The organism is Gluconobacter wancherniae NBRC 103581, from assembly GCF_007988885.1.
Classification (GTDB): Bacteria; Pseudomonadota; Alphaproteobacteria; order Acetobacterales; family Acetobacteraceae; genus Gluconobacter; species Gluconobacter wancherniae.
The window spans coordinates 41,471-58,790 of the sequence record NZ_BJUZ01000002.1 but is presented as its reverse complement, the minus strand read 5'-3'; the positions used below and the strand labels follow the sequence as shown (position 1 = coordinate 58,790).

Genomic DNA, 17,320 nt, shown 5'->3' with positions numbered 1-17,320 from the left:
TACACTGAAATCATCAAGATGTCTGAAGATTGGCCTGCTTCTGAGCTTTGGCAACAGGAGCAAAAGTGCCGTTCTTCAGACTGGCTTCGAGTTGTTCCAAAGACTTGCCTTTGGTCTCGGGGACATACCGCGCGATGAACACCAGCGCGAGCGCATTAACCGCAGCGAATAGCCAGAACGTGCCACCAGCACCGAGCCCCTCAACCAGCGAAAGCGTGGTGAGTGAAATAACAAGATCAGCGCCCCAATGGCTTCCTGCAACAAGGCTCATTCCCTTGCCACGGCACGACAGAGGGTAAACCTCCGCACCAATAAGCCAAATCGCAACAGACAGGCTACCCGTGTTGAAAACCGTATATCCCATCACAGCCAGAACAGTGAGCCATGCGCCAATGCCGGTCGTCAGGTGAAAGGCGAAGAGACCACCGAGAATAATAAGCGATACGACCGCACCTGGGAGCAGTCTCAGCAGCAGGGTACGACGACCCAAGGCATCTACAGCCCAGCCACCAAACAAAGTGGCACAAATCATCGCACACCCAACAGCAACAGACGTCAGAAGCGCTGAGTCCTGCCCGAATCCTGCACCCGAAAAAATTGTCGGAGCGTAATACATTACGGCATTGATGCCGGTCAGCTGGCACAAAAGCGCAATACCAACAGACGCAATGACAGCAGGGCGAACCCACGGCTTGGCCAGCACGGACCAAGGAGCCTGCTCGTCATGCCCCTCCAGGATTTCGCGCAGTTCCTGTTCTGCAACCTCATCAGAAGGGCGAACCTTGCGCAACACGTCCCGCGCTTCATCATGACGCCCCCGCATCGCGAGCCAGCGTGGGCTGTTCGGCAAGAAAACCATACCCACAAAGAGAATCAAGGCCGGCAGCATTCCAATGCCAAACATGATCCGCCAGCTGTGATCGCGCAGTAGATACCCGGTGACGAACGAGACGGTAACACCGAAAACAACGGCCAACTGAAAACCGACAACCAAACGGCCGCGTTTTTCGGGCGGTGAAATTTCAGCAATGTATATCGGCACGATCTGAGACGCAGCACCAATAGCCAAACCAAGAAGAAGGCGTGCTGTAATCAGCATGGCAACGCTGTGCGCTGTCGCAACCATCACTGTGCCGATCAGAAATAGCGCGGCAGCAACCATTACCGTGCGCCGCCGCCCCATTCGGTCAGAGAGTGTGCCAGCCCCCAGACACCCAAAAAGAGCGCCGAGAATAATGGCCGACGTCACGATTTCCGCCCCCAGCGTATCCAGATGAAACTCCGCCTTGAGCTGCAGGAGGGCCGAGGAGATGATCCCTGTGTCATAACCAAACAGCAGGCCGCCCGTTGCAGAAATGGCGGCAATCGTATTGGTCAAAGCCGTCCCGGTGCTTCTCTTGGTGGTGGTTAACTGATCTGACATGTTTTTTCTTCCGCGCCCGCTGGGGTCTTTGTGCTATACCCCATCACTAACGCAACATCTCATATGTGCGTTCTCACAACTACGCGCGCAGAGCTAAATTATTCGCGAGCAAATTCCATTAGAAATAAGCCAAGAAAATAACAAGTAATATTCCTGGAATGCCATAATAATATTAAAAATTATTAGAAATATGTCCTTTAGTTAAAAAACAAACATTTAAATATGTTAATAACAAAAATATCACATTGAATTGATTCTTGAGTTATTATTTAAATGATATTTTTATGTTTTTTGTATTAATTAAAATAAAACACAATAACTATTGGTTTTAATTATGAAATTTATAAATACATTACCAAAAAAAACAAACACTAAGCGGATCAGCTCGCAGCTTTATGCATCACAACAATGAACATTTTCTTCTCATGAGGCAGCGCATGAACGATGCCTTTAATGGTGGGACACCATAACGATGTCCCACCACCGTAACCATCAGGCCTGCACGACTCTCAGGATAAACCCGGTCAACTCTCCAACAGCTTCTTCAGTAGAGCGTTCAGAGTTGATACGCAGATCTGGCGAAAGGGGTGCTTCGTATGGCGCAGAAACCCCCGTAAATTCGGGAATTTTCCCGGCCCGGGCCGCAGCATAAAGACCCTTCGGATCACGCGTCTCGCACACACTCAGCGATGTATCGACAAATGCTTCATGGAAGCCCTCGCCTACAATGCTGCGCGCCTGATTACGATCAGCCTGCAGCGGCGATACGAGCGCAACAATCACGACCTGACCACTCTGCGCCAGAATCCGTGCCACATGAGCCGCACGACGGATATTTTCCGTACGGTCCTCCGGTGAGAAACCAAGATCACTGCACAACCCGGCGCGCAGAGTGTCTCCATCCAGAACCGTAGCCTTAATACCCTGAGCAACGAGAGCTTCCTCCGCAGCACGCGCCACAGTGCTTTTCCCAGAGCCCGGCAAACCGGTCAGCCAGAATACAGCGCTTTTGTGCCCACGGGCCTGCGCATGCTGCTGCGCGGAAACACGACTTGCCGTCGGATGAATGGCACGCTCGCCAGTCGCCAGTTCAGCCGGACCAATCAGTGGAGCACCACCAACAATCCGCTGATGATGATCAACCAGAACGCCGCGACCATCCCCAAAACCGGGAGAGAATGGGTCGAACAGCACGGCATGAGACGCAGCAAGCGTCACTTCCGCAAAACCATCAGGCTGCACGCTGTCGCCCGGACGCAATGTCAGATCATCAAGATCAACGACAGCATCAATGGATACAACCGTCACATCATGTTCGGCCGTCGTGAGGCGCAGCTTAAAGCTTTCCCCAACCCGAAGCGGCTCACCGCGCAGCCAGAAAAGGCGCGTGCGGATACGTGCAGCCTTCTCCGGTGCAGCAGCAGCGTCATCGGCTGCGAAGAGAAGATCACCACGATCCGGAACCAGATCCGGCTCAAGACGCAGGGCAATGGATTCGCCAGCACCGGCTATCGGATGAACAGGAGCATGCCAGCGGCAGACTTCCGCAACAGTAGCAACCTGCCCCTGAGACCCGATAGCCAGCTTGTCACCAACCCGCACGGTCCCGCGCTCGATGCGACCAGCGACATAACGCACATCATCGAAACGATAGACGTCCTGAACCGGCATACGGAACGGAAGTGTGAGACGCGAAGCTGGCGGTGGCACGTCTGCCAGAGCCTCAATCAGTGTGGGCCCCTTATACCAAGGCGCACGCTCCGAACGGGTAGCGATATTATCGCCATCACGCGCGGAGGCCGGAACAACAGCCTCCACCTGAATTTCCAGACGACCCAGAAGCTGGCGCACATCTGCCTCAGCCTGCGCAATGCGTGCCTCATCAAACCCCAGAATATCGGATTTGTTTAGCAGCACGATCACATGGCGAATACCGATAAGACGCAGCAGCATTGCATGACGGCGCGTCTGCTCCTGCGCGCCTTCCTGCGCATCAACCACAAGAACGGCTGCTTCCGCGTCAGCCGCACCCGTGATCATATTCCGCAGGAACTGGCGGTGGCCAGGCGCATCAACAATAACGAATTCGCGGCCATTGAGCGTGAAGGGAATACGCGTCGAATCAACGGTCACACCCTGATCGCGCTCGATCTGCAGAGAGTCGAGCAGAAAGCTCCACTCCACAGCCAAACCACGCTTGCGGCTGCTCTCGACAATCTGCGCAAGCTTGCCGTCCTGCAGGCTATCCGTATCATAGAGAAGACGCCCGATCAGCGTGGACTTCCCATGATCGACATGCCCGACAATCACGATTGGCGTGGCAGCTGCGCGTGATTCCACCGACTTATGCTCGGTTGAAATGATATCGCCCATGATCACAGATACCCCGCAACACGCAGACGCTCGAACACGTCTTCTGATTCATGATCCATCGCGCGGCCAGCCCGCTCGGAAGTCTTACTGTTTTCCAATTCGGCAATAACCTCGGAAACCGTAGTGGCATTGCTTTCAACAGGGTTAGTAATGTCCTGATCGCCAAGCGAGCGATAACGCTTGCCATCCTTGGCAAAGTACAAATCAACCAGCGGAATGCCTTCGCGCTCGATATAACGCCAGATATCAATCTCGCGCCACGCAAGCAGCGGATGAACACGGATATGCATGCCGTCTTCATAAGGCGTTGCATACTGGTCCCAGAATTCCGGCGGCTGGTTGCGCACGTCCCAGCGATGCCCAGCCCCGCGTGGACTAAACACGCGCTCTTTCGCACGCGTGGCCTGCTCATCGCGGCGAATACCCGCAATCACACCACGCAGCTTGTGCTTCTCGATCATGGCAGCCAGTCCAGCGGTCTTACGCGCAGCGGAACGGGCAGCAGGCGGCAGAGACGGATCAATTTCCTCAACCGGCGGGCAATAACCCAGAAGAAGGTCCAGATCCCACTTCTTGGTGTACTCATCACGGAATGCATACATTTCCGGGAATTTCTTCTCGGTATCAACGTGCATCACCGGGAAAGGCACGCGCCCCATAAAGGCTTTTCGTGCAAGCCAGACCATCACGTTGCTGTCTTTTCCAAGAGACCACAGCAGCGAGAGAGGCTTCAGCTTACGGTACGCTTCGCGCAGGATGAAAATGCTTTGAGCCTCGAGTTGATCGAGGTCATCCATAATACGCGGTTCTGGCAGTGTCATTGTCCGTTCCCGTTTCATGCCGGCCGGTGGATGCCGCATTCCGTTTTGGCGAGTCCGGCCCATCGACCAGCCCGCCCGTCCTCACCACTCCTGATGGCACGCGTGCAGGGCGCGCAACCTATTGAAGTGTAACCCTGTGCAACGAGGGGATGAGGGGGCAGCCCCCATTCACTCATGGCATCCCCGATCCGTTCTGGTGTCCAGTTTGCCAGCGGATTGAGCTTTACCTGTCCGTTGTCTTCGCGCTCCACAAGTTGGAGGCGCGACCGTGTCTGTGCCTGATTTCGCTTGCGCCCCGTAATCCACACATCAAAATCGGGCAATACGAGATCCAGCGGCTCCACCTTGCGCAGCGCGCAACATGCATCCGGATCAAAGGCCGCAAGCTGATCCTGAGGATCACGATCTTCCAGTGATTTCTCTCGCGGGCCAATCGTGCGCACATTAGTCAGACCCAGCCGGGCTGACAGCACATCGCGATAGACCAGCGTCTCCGGAAAATGGCGCTTTGTATCCAAAAAGAAGACTGGAACAGACGGGTCAGCCTTTGCCGCAAGCGCCAGCAGCACAGCAGACTCTGCCCCAAACGACGAAACAATGGCCACACGCCCCTTGAGCGTCCGCAATGCTTGTCCAAGCAGCTCTTCTTCCGGGAGCTGTTCCAGGCTCTGAAATTCGGTCTGCGAGAGCGACACGCTGTTCCCATCCTCTGAAATGGCATTCAAACCACGACGACGAAAGGATACATAGGATTATAAAACACAAAATTCAATAGTATTATTGTAAATTACTATATTTTTTCGTTTATATTATTTAATGGCAGGATTTTTTTGTTTAATGGCTCATCGCACCACTAAACAGAAAATATCGCCACATCACACAGGGTCGAACACTCCAGAAACGCCCTCAGCAGGCCCGAACACCGCGTTCAAAATTTTGGCACGATTCCTGCATCACCATTTTCCATGAGCAATGCCCTACTCTTTTCGGTCGAGCGCCTTTCGGGACTCTTTGTCCGCCAGACCATGCAGCCGCAGATGGTGGCGAAACTGGTAATACGTGAGCCCCAGAAGCTCTGCTGCCCGGCGCTGGCTGAACTGCGCATCCCGCAGGGCCGCCTCCAGCAAATGCCGCTCATGCCCCTTGATGACTTCCGCAAAATCCAGCGGAAAGCCATGAGCCTCGCCCGAAGCCCCAGAAACAATATCTTGAGAGCGCTCCACAGAAAGACTTTCTCCCTGCTTGGATTGCCAGTCCGGCACGACAAAAGGATCCAGTACAATCTCGTCCAGCGCCCTTTCCGGCCGCTCCATACGATATACGCTGCGCTCCACGACATTGCGGAGCTCACGCACGTTCCCTGGCCAGCCATGCCCTTCGAGCACACTCATCCCCCGATTGGTAAAACCCGCAAAGAGATCACGCCCCAACTCCGAGCTCATCCTTGTGGCGAAATGTCCAGCGAGCAGGGCTATGTCCTCCTTCCGCGCACGCAACGGCGGAATATTGACGACATCAAACGCCAGACGATCCAGCAAATCCGCACGGAAGGTGCCTTGCCGGGCCATCGCAGGAAGATCTGCATTGGTTGCACCGATAATGCGGACATCCACGCGAATGGTCTCGTTCCCACCCACACGTTCGAAGCTGCCATATTCAATAACGCGCAGGAGCTTTTCCTGAACAGCCAGAGACGCTGTGGCGATTTCGTCCAAAAACAGCGTGCCGCCATCAGCGCGTTCGAATCGGGATTGCCGGCGCTTCTGGGCCCCCGTGAAGGCACCAGCCTCATGGCCGAACAACTCGCTATCAAGCAGGGCTTCGGGCAGGGCCGCGCAGTTAAGTTTAACGAGCGGTCGATCCCACCGTTCGGACAAAAGAGCCAGACGGGCGGCGACAAGTTCCTTGCCGGTCCCGCGCTCCCCAATCACCAGAACCGGACGGCGCAGCGGCGCCAGACGGGATACGTGATCCAGCATCGAGAGAAAGGCAGGAGAACGCCCGAGCGGCGTTGGAACCTCATCGGGATCGGTGGATCTCGCCATTTCTCAGCCTCTTTCGCCAGATCGTCTTGTGCAAAACAGTACAGCCTCAGAATGAAGGTCCTGACAAGCCGGTCCAAACTGTCCTAAATCTCTCCTTCAGGAAGGAAAGCGTCATGGGTATTTTTTCTCGCCTCGCCGATATCGTGAACTCGAACCTCAATGCGATCCTCGCCAATGCGGAGGACCCGCAGAAGATGATCCGACTTGTCATCCAGGAAATGGAAGACACGCTGGTAGAGGTCCGCAGTCAGGCGGTCCGTACAATCGCCGAACGCAAACAGCTCGAACGCCGTGTGCGCACCATGATGCATGAGGAAGACGAATGGCAGCGCAAGGCAGAGCTCGCCATCACGCGCAACCGCGACGACCTTGCCAAGGCCGCTCTCGCGGCGCGCCACTCGGTCGAAAAATCCCGTGAGGCCCTTGAACAGCAGATCGCGCAGGTCATCGAAGGTCTGGAAAACCAGAACGACGACATCGCGAAGCTTCAGGCCAAGCTGGCAGATGCAAAATCGCGTGAGAAAGCACTGACCATGCGGGCACGCACCGCACAGGGACGCCTCAAGACCCGCGAAAAACTGTATGACACCCGTATCGACGATACGCTCAACCGCTTCGAGCAGGTTGAACGCGCACTGGACGAACTGGAAGGCAAGGCGGAAGCATATGATCTCGGTCGCCGCTCCGGTCGGCCCTCCCTCCACGATGAACTTGCCGCTCTGGAAACCGATGCCGCCGTTGAAGACGAATTCGAAGCCCTCAAGCGCCGCGTTGCCGAGAAAAAGCATGATGCCTGATCCCGTCAAAAACGGAGGGTTCTGACGTGGATATTGTTGGCCTTGTCGCCGTCCCCTGTTTCTTCGGAACGATCATCTATATCGTCCATGCATTACTGCAGGGACGACGAACGCGGACGACCGCTGACCCGACCCTGCATCTGGCATTATCACAGGCTGAGGCGCAGGCCGCCCGTCTGGAAGAAAGGATCGACCACCTCGAACGTATTCTCGATGAGGATGCACCGGGGTGGAGAGCTAGGAGTTCACGATGAAGTTTCGCATCGTCCTGCGTCACCTGTTTCTGGCCGGTCTGGCCAGTGCAGCACCGCTGCATTCCGCCTATGCGGCGCATGTCACCATGTCCGGAGAGGATCTGGACCTGACGACACCCTGCATGGGTCAGGTAAAAATTACAGTTGACCCCTCCCTGAAGGACGGTGCGTCTCTCGACAGCAGCAGCAACACCCAGGTGATGATGCGTGACGGCAAGGACGAAGCCGAAAGCAAAATTACGATCGCCACGCGAAACTGCGCACCCGGCGGCAAGCTGGCCATCCGCATTTCGCCCAATACAGGCCTGTCCATCCATGACAGCCACGATACGCATTTCACCATCATCGGCAGCCTTGCATCCCTCGATGCCAGTCTCGATTCTGACACGATGGACATGGAACGGGTGCAGTCTCTCGATCTGAGCCTGCACGGAACATCCAGCGTTCATGTCAGCTATCTGGAGCGCGCGGCACAGATCGTGTCGTCAGGCACATCCACATTCACAGCCGATAACGCACAGCTTTCCGCTCTATCGGCACAACTGACGAACAATGCGTCCCTGATGATCAACGGCGGAAGCATCGAAGCCCTTACGATCGTGACAGCTGATCAGGCCACCGCCACAATCATGGGAAACGCAACCGTCGCAACCGTCACGGCAAATGGGTCGGGCGTGGTCAACATCGAAAAGGTCACGGGACCACTCGTCCGGTCTGGCTCAGGCTCCCTTCGCGTCGGCGCACCAAACGGCGAGATCCTGCGTCCAACAGCACAGCCACCCGCTGCAGTCCCAGTCGCCGCACCACCGGTCCAGCCACCAGCGCAAACCCCGGCTCCTGCCCCGACCGCACCATCACCCCCGACCATCACGGCGCCTACACCAACGATCCCGCAGCAACCGCAGCCCAGCATTCCCGATCCTGCGCCAGCACCTCCCCCGGCACCGGCACAGACGCCACCCAACCCTCCGGTATCCATCCCAGCACCGACGCTCCCTCCGAGCACGCAGCCGACCGCACCGTCGCTCTCCAGGCCATTGCCCGGCACCACAATATCCAGCATGCCCCCCGTGCAGAGCGCACCACAAAATGCGCCTGAAAACACCGCTTCGCCCTCACCAGCCGAGACACAGTCCGCTGCAGCACCTACCGCTACTTCTGCACCCACCAGCCCGGCGGCGCCCGTAACCCAATCAACTCCAAAGAGTACGGCACAACCCGCTCCGGTTCAGCCTGTCACTCCTGAAAAACAGGGAGGATGACATGACATCCCGCAGCAGCCTGTCACTCGCGCTTTTCGGTATTGGAAGCATGCTGGCTCTGAGTGCGCAGGCAACTGCGAGCACACTTGTCATCAGGAAAACCTGCCTTTCCCACCTCACCATTACGGGCGAAAACGGCGAAAACCAGTTTCCAGACGGTATTCATCTCCAGAGCGGAGAAAACGGGGACAGTGTTTTTTCGGCCAATGACGCCGATTGCAGCACAGACCACAACACGGCGACATTGCATGTTCCAACCGGAACGGCGATCACGATCCAACAGGGCGGTAAAACGAGCTATTCCATTCAAGATGTGAATGGCGCGCTCTCCGCCCGAACAGGGTCGGGAGATGTTATCGTCGATAGCGTTACAGGGCTGAACCTCTCGATGCTCGGCGGCGGAGATGTTCGCATCGACCATGCCACCGGCACCATGGCCATCCATAATTTTTCCAGCGGTGACCTGACCATCCGCAACAGCGACGTTTCAAGCGCCGACATCAACAACATGGCCTCTGGCGATATCGCGCTGGACGGAGGGAAAATCGCCTCCCTCAATGCCCGGTCTTACGGTAGCGGCGACATCAACGCCCAGATCAGTGCGCGCGACGCAGCACTTGCCAGTTTCAGCAGTGGCGACCTGCATATCGACACTGTCACCGGCACGCTGACCAAGTCTTCTTTCGGCAGCGGAGACATTACCGCGTCGAACACGAATGGTGCACATGTCACCACCAGCCACCATCCAGACGGTGCACGAATCACGTCCGACACAATCGGAGCCATGACCTCCGCAGTCGGCCTCGGCCCAATATGGGACAACGACGACTCCGATGAGGCACCGACGACACACACATCACACACTGAACATCATGGCCCCGTGCATTATATCTTTGTGGGCCTGATCATTTGGGGAGTGATAAGCATTGTGCGTCGACACCGCCGCAAAACCGGGGAGCCGATCTCGGCCATTCCGCAAAGGGTCTGGGACGATGCTTCCGCAGGATATGCGTCGTTCGTACAGAACTGGGAGCACAGAATGGCTGAACAACGTAGCAATGCGTCAGAAGCCCACACTCCACCACACATTTACTACACACGCCGCGCCGTAGATTTGTGGGCAGAAGTTACGCACACAGCCCGTGAACAGCGAAACATCCATCGCAACCGCCGCGCAACAACGGCTGAAGAATTTTCTGCACCTCCCGGCCATCCACTCAGCCACCTTCAGGATCGTCTGGCACGCATGGAGCCCAGACTGGCGCGTATGGAACAATTCGTGACATCTTCAGATTTCATGCTGGAGCGCCAGTTCCGTGATCTGGAGCGCTCCGCAGAGCGTCAGGCCTGAGCCTTCCCTTTGACGGCACGGGGCAGGCAGGGTAGGGGCAGAAGGGTGAATGCCGTTCTTGATCCTATCGCAGCCCTCGGCCGCGCTTTTCTTGGTCTCGTCAAAGAGGCAGGTGCACTCGCGCTTTTTGCGCTGGAAGCCCTGTCGCATCTGGTGCGCCCCCCCTTCTACTGGCGCGTATTCCTGAGCAGCCTTGTCGAGATCGGTTTTTTCTCACTGCCAGTCGTAGCCCTGACAGCCCTCTTCGCGGGCGGCGTCATTGCCCTGCAATCCTATGTGGGCTTCGGGCAGTACCATGTTCAGAGTGCCATCGCAGGCATCGTGGTCCTTTCCGTCACCCGTGAACTGGGGCCCGTTCTGGCTGGACTCATGGTCGCCGGACGCGTTGGCGCTGCAATGTCTGCCCAGATTGGCACAATGCGCGTCACCGATCAGATCGACGCCCTGACAACCCTCTCCACCAACCCCATGAAATATCTCGTGACGCCACGCCTTCTGGCAGGAGCTCTCGCACTTCCGTTTCTGGTGCTGGTGGCCGATATTCTGGGCGTCTTTGGCGGCTTCACGGTGTCCGTCGCCAAGCTCGGGTTTTCTCCGTCTGGCTATATCAACGCAACACTGAGCTCTCTGAAGACGATCGATGTCACGGTCGGGCTGGTGAAGGCGGCGGTGTTCGGTTTCCTGATAGCTCTGCTTGGCTGCTATCATGGCTACAACAGCCGCGGCGGCGCAGAAGGCGTAGGCGCGGCAACAACAGCCGCAGTCGTCGCAGCATCCATCTTGCTGCTGACATTCGATTATCTTCTGACGGACCTGTTTTTCTCGCAATGAGCACCCCCAAGATCCGCATTCGCGGCCTTTCCAAGGCTTTCGGTTCCAAGGTCGTGCTGGATGGCATTGACCTGGATGTTGAAACCGGGACCTCGATGGTCATTATCGGCGGCTCAGGGTCGGGAAAATCCGTCCTGCTGCGCTGTATCCTCGGCCTGATCCAACCCGATGCCGGTACCATCGAAATTGATGGGGAAAACGTTCTCACTGCATCCCGCACAAGACAGGAAGAACTGCGCCGCCAGATTGGCATGCTCTTCCAGAATGCAGCCCTGTTCGACAGCATGAGCGTGGCCGACAACATTGCGTTTGGTCTACGTGCCAAGCACCTGCCCACAGCAGGCCCAAAGCCCTCGATGGCCAAGGCACGCGAACTTGCTGGCAATATCCTCCAGCAGGTCGGGCTTGATGCCTCTGTGGGACTGCTCAGCCCTTCCGAGCTCTCAGGCGGAATGCAAAAGCGCGTGGGGCTTGCACGGGCCATTGCTGGCCAACCGAACATTCTGTTCTTCGACGAACCCACAACAGGCCTCGATCCAATCATGGGCGCCGTCATTGATGGCCTGATTGTAGATTGTGTGCAGAAGCTTGGCTCCACAGCCATCGCCATCACTCATGACATGGCCTCCGCCCAGCGGATCGGAAACCGCGCGGCCATGCTCTATCATGGCCAGTTGGTCTGGCAAGGGCTGGCTTCGGAACTGATGAACTCCGGAAATGCCATGGTGGACCAGTTCACTCATGGTCGCCGTGAGGGGCCAATCGGAATGGAACTCCGCAAATAATTCACCTGGCCTTACTGCGGCGCTGACTGGATCATAACGGGAACACACCCTATATCGGGAAGGCTCCGGATACAGACAGAGAGAACATACCTTGGCCAAAAAGCCGACCACGCGCTTCGTTTGTCAGTCCTGCGGCGCCCACTACCCTAAATGGGCGGGACGTTGCGAAGCCTGTGGAGAGTGGAATTCTCTGGTCGAGGAAAGTGTAGAGCCCACCGCGCTCAAATCCGGGAAAATACGTTCAGGACGCCTCCAGACCGTCCGACTGGATGGTGAGGCAAAACCACCGCCGCGTATCAATACATCGATCGACGAACTGGACCGTGTTCTTGGGGGCGGCTTGGTCCCTGCATCCGTTGTGCTTGTGGGGGGCGATCCCGGTATCGGCAAATCGACACTCATGCTCCAGACGACCTGCGCACTGGCGCGCAGTGGCCATCGCATTCTTTATGTATCGGGTGAAGAATCCGTGGACCAGATCCGCCTGCGCGCCCAGCGCCTGGGACTGGCGGACGAAAAAAAGACGCTGGACTCGCTGGACCTCGCAGCCTCCATCAATGTCAGCGATATCGTTGGATCGCTGGAAGAATCCCGTGCCCACACAGTCGTCGTCATCGACTCCATCCAGACAATGTGGCTGGAAAGCGTAGAAAGCTCTCCCGGCTCGGTTGCGCAGGTCCGCGCCAGCGCCTTCGAACTGATCCGCCTTGCAAAAACTCTTGGATTTGCCCTGATCCTGATCGGGCATGTCACCAAAGAAGGCTCACTGGCAGGCCCGCGCGTTCTGGAACATATGGTCGATGCCGTCATGTATTTCGAAGGTGATCGGGGCCATCAGTTCCGCATTCTTCGCGCCGCCAAGAACCGCTTTGGCGCTACAGACGAAATCGGCGTGTTTGCCATGACCGACGCAGGTCTCACCGAAGTTCCAAATCCTTCCGCACTGTTCCTCGCAGAGCGCCGGGGCAACATTGCCGGATCTGCCGTTTTTGCTGGCCTTGAAGGAACGCGCCCTGTCCTGCTTGAAGTGCAGGCCCTTCTCTCCCCCAAAGCCGGAGACGGCGCCCCCCGACGCGCAGTCGTGGGATGGGAAACATCCCGCCTCAACATGCTGCTCGCCGTTCTGGATGCGCGTTGCGGGCTGAAACTGGCCAATATGGACGTTCATCTAAACGTCGCCGGTGGCCTGCGCATTGGTGAGCCAGCCGCAGATCTTGCAATCGCCGCAGCACTGGTCTCGGCAGCCACAGGAAAACCGACATCATCCACCGCAGCCTATTTCGGTGAGGTCGGCCTTTCAGGAGAGATCCGGCTGGTCAGCCAGGCAGACCAGCGCCTGAAGGAAGTCGCAAAGCTCGGCTTTGGGGAAGCCGTACTTCCCCGACGCGTCTCGGCAGGGTCCGCGCGCGTCAAGCCGCCCGCTGGCCTCAAATTAGTAGAAATTGGCCATCTTACAGATCTGGTTGGAATGTTCGCAGGCGAGAGCACTGAAGATTAGGCGACAGTTTATTTAATAGAAACTGAGATCGTCAATAAATCGTCAATTATTTTTTTTGACTACTTATTTTAAGTTTATTCTGTCACCTTCCGTCACAACGAAAAGAATTCTTGTCGTTATTCATCCATCAGATACCCTGAAACAGAGTACATTTGAGCTATCTGAGGACACATTGCGTAAGGCCGAATCATTATGGCTACTCAAGTATCTTCATCTGCAACACCCAGTCCTTCCACAGAAAACCTGACCGTCTACGCAGGAGGCGCCGTCGTGACGGCATCACCTGCAAATACGACGATTGTCAGCTCCGGACAGGTCGTAAGTAATATATCTCTGTCAGGTACCAACCAGATCGTTTCGTCTGGAGGAAGCGTCCTTCAGGGAACGATTACTGGTGGCACGACTTACAATCCTTATGGGCAAAACATCACCGTTTTTGCTCAGGAAACCGTCCTCTCAGGCGGAACTGTCAACGGCGTACAAATCTGGAACGGCGGAATACAGCTTGTAAGCGGAGGCACGGTCAAAAACACCACAATAGTAGCGCAATATTACGGAGGCGCTGGTGGGCCAGACGATGCTCCATCCCAAATTGTTACCAATGGTGGAACAGCCTACTCCACTGCCGTACAGGGCGTTCTTTCAGAGAGAGTTTTTGGCAGTCTAATTGTCTATTATACGAACTCCTCATTACAAACAGTAAGTAGTGGCGGAACGACATATGACACCACCGTCGATTACGTAGGCTCCTCATATGTTGCCCAGGGAGGCACAGCCATCAGGACTACGCTCTCGGGATTATCGAGCGCCTGGCAGCAGATTTACGACAATTTCCCACCATTCCATTATGAGTCCGTTACTTCCACCTGGAGCGCGGTACAAAAGGTCGACGGTTACTCCGAAAGCGCAACTGTCAGCACCGGCGGAATCCTCACCATCGGCACCACAGGTGTCGCCAGCCACACCGTCGTTTTCTCAGGCGGAATCCTCTCTGGCAGCACAGGATCAGAACTGTTTGAAACCACCATTAGCAATGGCGGTTATCTGATCCTCGATTCAGGAGCCATTATTGAAGATCCGCTCTCTATACAAAGCGGTGGCGCCATTACTTTCACTGATATTACCGCGCCTCCTTCCACACTAAGCGGCATCTTCGTTCAAAATTCTCTTACACGCAGCGTTGCGCCCACAACGCTCGAGATCATGTCGGGCACGACAATCCTGAAAGAAATTCCAGTTACGAGCGCGTTCTCCTCCCCGCTCTATTTCCGCACAGCCCCCTCTGGCAGCGGCGCGCAGGTTTCGTTCGGAACGCCCTGTTATTGCCCAGGCACCCTCATCATGACACCCGACGGGGAATGCCCTGTCGAAACGCTCCACATCGGAGACATGATCCTCACTGCAAACGGCCATGTGCGTCCGATACGCTGGATCGGACGCCGCTCATACGATCCGGTTTTTGCGCATGGAAACCGCGATATCCTGCCGATCCTCATTCATAAGGGCGCACTTGGAAATAACCTTCCCGCACGGAACCTCATGATTTCGCCACTTCATGCCATGTTCATTGATGGCCTTTTGATTCCTGCGCTTCATCTCGTGAACGGGCGGAGCATCATACAGGTCCAACACCCCGGCCAGATCAACTATATCCACATCGAACTGGACACCCACGACATCCTCCTTGCCGAGCGCGCACCTTCTGAAAGCTTCGTTGATGATGGTTCGCGCGGCATGTTCCACAACGCAGGTGACTACGATACCCGCTATCCCGATGCGGCACGCCGCAAAGCCATATATTGCGCACCGCGCGTAGAAGAGGGGCCACTTCTCGAAACCATTCACCGTCGCCTGACAGCTCTCTCAGCCAATGACATCCAGGCAGCCTGAGTCCTCTGGCACACCACCTTGCCCCCTGACAGGGTTTCTGGATGTCTGTGACCGCACACGGATTGCAGGCTGGGCGGTCGATCTGTCCGCCCCAGACCTCCCAGTGCGCCTCCGTATTCTGTGCGACGGACGCCCCGTCGATGAAACAGACGCAGACCTTCCACGCACAGATCTCGAAGGACTGCCGCGAGAAGGCCATTGCGCGTTTGAATGGACATGGCCTGAAGCCCCGCCCCATGAAGGGTGCCTGATTGAGATTGTGGACGTCCTGCTAGATCGCCCCCTCTCGGGCTCACCATTCAGACTTGCGCCTCTGCCCGCCACCCTTCGGGGAAGCCTGGATATTGCAGATCGTAGGCACGTCGCAGGTTGGGTACAGGATGCAGCCAACCCGGATCGCACCGTCTGGCTGACGCTATGGCTGGATGGAAAGCCAGTGTCGCGATTTCCTGCGAACCAGTTCAGGCGGGATCTGCGGGAAGCCGGATTCGGAACTGGCCGACACGGCTTCGACCATATTTTTCCTGCTCCCTTGGACCCCCTCCAAGGACACGATATCTACCTGACACACGGAGACACCCCGTTCGGGAACCCTGTGACGCTTGCCCGCGCAGGAACTCTCGATACAGCGATGAGGAATTATCTTTCCACGCTCCTGCAAGGGATCGACACACTCCCTGAGCGTGAAAAAGCCCTGTCGTTCCTGATGCACGAGGCTAAATCCCTGAAAGACCGGACAGGTGCACTCCTAACAGACTGTGACGCACGGGCACGCAAGGCACAGGCGCGTCGACAGCAGATCCCTACCGCTCCAATTCCTCCCACAATCCTGTTCGTGGACGATCAGGCCCCGGACATAACGCGAGACGCAGGTTCCGTCGCGATTGTATCACACATGTCTGCCATCCAGGCGCTCGGGTATCGTGTCTTCTTCGTTGCATCCCGTCGCCCGTCATCTGAAGACGATCGCAGGAAGCTCGCCACACTCGAAATCGAATGTCTGACCGAGCCTTTCTGCTCTGGCCCGGAAGACGCATTGCGGCATCTGGGCGATGGGCTTGAAGCCATATATCTGCACCGCCTGAACAATGCCGAATGCTATTCGGCGCTCGCGCGCGCATTTGCACCAACAGCCACGCTGATCTGGAGCATCGCAGACCTCGCCTCCATGCGGCTGCATCGACAGGCAACCATCGAACATCGCCCTGAACTTGATCGCATGGCCACAAATCTGGAAGTGCGCGAGAGCATGTGCGCATGGCTTGCAGATGTGACAATCACCCATTCCTCAGTCGAAGCCGAGTGGATTTCCCGAACCATTCCCACAGCCCGCGCCGCAATTATCCCATGGGCCGTCCCGGTGCTGTCACGCCGTAAAACGACTATCGACCGACCCACAATCACCTTTGTCGGGCATTTCGCTCATGCGCCCAATCTGGATGCTGCAAAATGGCTGGTGCTGGATATCCTGCCCAGACTTCGCAAACTCTGCCCCGATATCCGGTGTCGCCTCATCGGGAGCGCCATGCCCCACGCCATCCATCAACTCGCGGCAGACGACGTCGAAATTCTCGGCTTTGTGCCTGATCTGCATCCGGCGCTAGCACAGACCACACTCTGCATCGCCCCGTTACGATATGGTGCGGGGCTTAAAGGAAAGGTCCTTGAATCATGGTCTGTGGGCATTCCAATTGTCATGACGCCGATCGCCGCTGAAGGGCTCGTCGATTCCGAAGATCCGCTCTGGGAAATGGCGATTGCATCTACTGCTGAAGATTTTGCACGGAAAACAGCACTCTTCCTTGAAAAACCATCCCTCGGACGCAAACAGATCACCGAGGCACGCAGAATCCTGCGGGAACGCTTCTCGGCAGCTCTCATACAGGAAACATTCCGCACCCTTCTGCCTCCCGTGGAAATCAGCCTTCCTTCACCGGAAACATTCACGGACCCTGCAGAACCGTCTCTGAACTAATCAACCTTAAAAACA

The 17,320-nt window shown here is 56.4% G+C and carries 14 protein-coding genes; 9 read left to right on the top strand and 5 right to left on the bottom strand.

What is annotated here, in order from left to right; genetic code table 11:
* Window positions 1-13 precede the first annotated feature (13 nt).
* The 5 genes from GWA01_RS07365 to pspF all read right to left on the bottom strand — a co-directional run bounded on the left by GWA01_RS07365 (window position 14) and on the right by pspF (window position 6,662).
* Window positions 14-1,423 (bottom strand): sugar porter family MFS transporter, encoded by a 1,410-nt coding sequence (locus GWA01_RS07365; RefSeq protein WP_146795727.1) that lies wholly within the window; start codon window positions 1,421-1,423, stop codon window positions 14-16.
* Between the two features lie 492 nt (window positions 1,424-1,915).
* On the bottom strand, window positions 1,916-3,796 hold the full coding sequence (gene cysC, locus GWA01_RS07360; RefSeq protein ID WP_146795725.1) for an adenylyl-sulfate kinase: 1,881 nt from the start codon (window positions 3,794-3,796) through the stop codon (window positions 1,916-1,918).
* Between the two features lie 2 nt (window positions 3,797-3,798).
* Entirely contained in the window at window positions 3,799-4,593 is a 795-nt protein-coding gene (cysD, locus tag GWA01_RS07355; protein ID WP_146797605.1) for a sulfate adenylyltransferase subunit CysD, read from the bottom strand.
* Window positions 4,594-4,631: 38 nt separating this feature from the next.
* Window positions 4,632-5,312, bottom strand: a complete 681-nt coding sequence (locus tag GWA01_RS07350) for a phosphoadenylyl-sulfate reductase (RefSeq protein ID WP_146795724.1) — start codon at window positions 5,310-5,312, stop codon at window positions 4,632-4,634.
* 282 nt (window positions 5,313-5,594) lie between these two features.
* The gene (pspF, locus tag GWA01_RS07345; protein ID WP_146795722.1) at window positions 5,595-6,662 is read right to left on the bottom strand and encodes a phage shock protein operon transcriptional activator; all 1,068 of its coding nucleotides are present in this window, start codon (window positions 6,660-6,662) and stop codon (window positions 5,595-5,597) included.
* Between the two features lie 113 nt (window positions 6,663-6,775).
* Between pspF and pspA the strand changes: the two genes are divergently transcribed.
* From pspA to GWA01_RS07300, 9 genes are all read left to right on the top strand, one after another.
* Entirely contained in the window at window positions 6,776-7,459 is a 684-nt protein-coding gene (gene pspA, locus GWA01_RS07340; protein WP_146795720.1) for a phage shock protein PspA, read from the top strand.
* A 26-nt stretch (window positions 7,460-7,485) separates the two neighbouring features.
* Window positions 7,486-7,713 (top strand): envelope stress response membrane protein PspB, encoded by a 228-nt coding sequence (locus GWA01_RS07335; protein ID WP_146795718.1) that lies wholly within the window; start codon window positions 7,486-7,488, stop codon window positions 7,711-7,713.
* Window positions 7,710-8,975, top strand: coding sequence for a hypothetical protein (locus GWA01_RS07330; RefSeq protein ID WP_146795716.1), 1,266 nt, complete (start codon window positions 7,710-7,712; stop codon window positions 8,973-8,975). Before GWA01_RS07335 ends, GWA01_RS07330 begins: the two co-directional genes overlap by 4 nt.
* A gap of 1 nt (window position 8,976) precedes the next feature.
* Window positions 8,977-10,326, top strand: a complete 1,350-nt coding sequence (locus GWA01_RS07325; RefSeq protein WP_146795714.1) for a DUF4097 family beta strand repeat-containing protein — start codon at window positions 8,977-8,979, stop codon at window positions 10,324-10,326.
* A 45-nt stretch (window positions 10,327-10,371) separates the two neighbouring features.
* On the top strand, window positions 10,372-11,157 hold the full coding sequence (locus tag GWA01_RS07320; protein WP_146795712.1) for an MlaE family ABC transporter permease: 786 nt from the start codon (window positions 10,372-10,374) through the stop codon (window positions 11,155-11,157).
* On the top strand, window positions 11,154-11,942 hold the full coding sequence (locus GWA01_RS07315; RefSeq protein WP_146795710.1) for an ABC transporter ATP-binding protein: 789 nt from the start codon (window positions 11,154-11,156) through the stop codon (window positions 11,940-11,942). The genes GWA01_RS07320 and GWA01_RS07315 overlap by 4 nt, the downstream gene beginning before the upstream one ends.
* A 91-nt stretch (window positions 11,943-12,033) precedes the next feature.
* The gene (radA, locus tag GWA01_RS07310; RefSeq protein WP_146795706.1) at window positions 12,034-13,440 is read left to right on the top strand and encodes a DNA repair protein RadA; all 1,407 of its coding nucleotides are present in this window, start codon (window positions 12,034-12,036) and stop codon (window positions 13,438-13,440) included.
* Between the two features lie 270 nt (window positions 13,441-13,710).
* Complete coding sequence (locus GWA01_RS07305; RefSeq protein ID WP_186819504.1) at window positions 13,711-15,330, top strand: Hint domain-containing protein; 1,620 nt, start codon at window positions 13,711-13,713, stop codon at window positions 15,328-15,330.
* Window positions 15,311-17,305 (top strand): glycosyltransferase family 4 protein, encoded by a 1,995-nt coding sequence (locus GWA01_RS07300; RefSeq protein ID WP_146795698.1) that lies wholly within the window; start codon window positions 15,311-15,313, stop codon window positions 17,303-17,305. Before GWA01_RS07305 ends, GWA01_RS07300 begins: the two co-directional genes overlap by 20 nt.
* Window positions 17,306-17,320 lie beyond the last annotated feature (15 nt).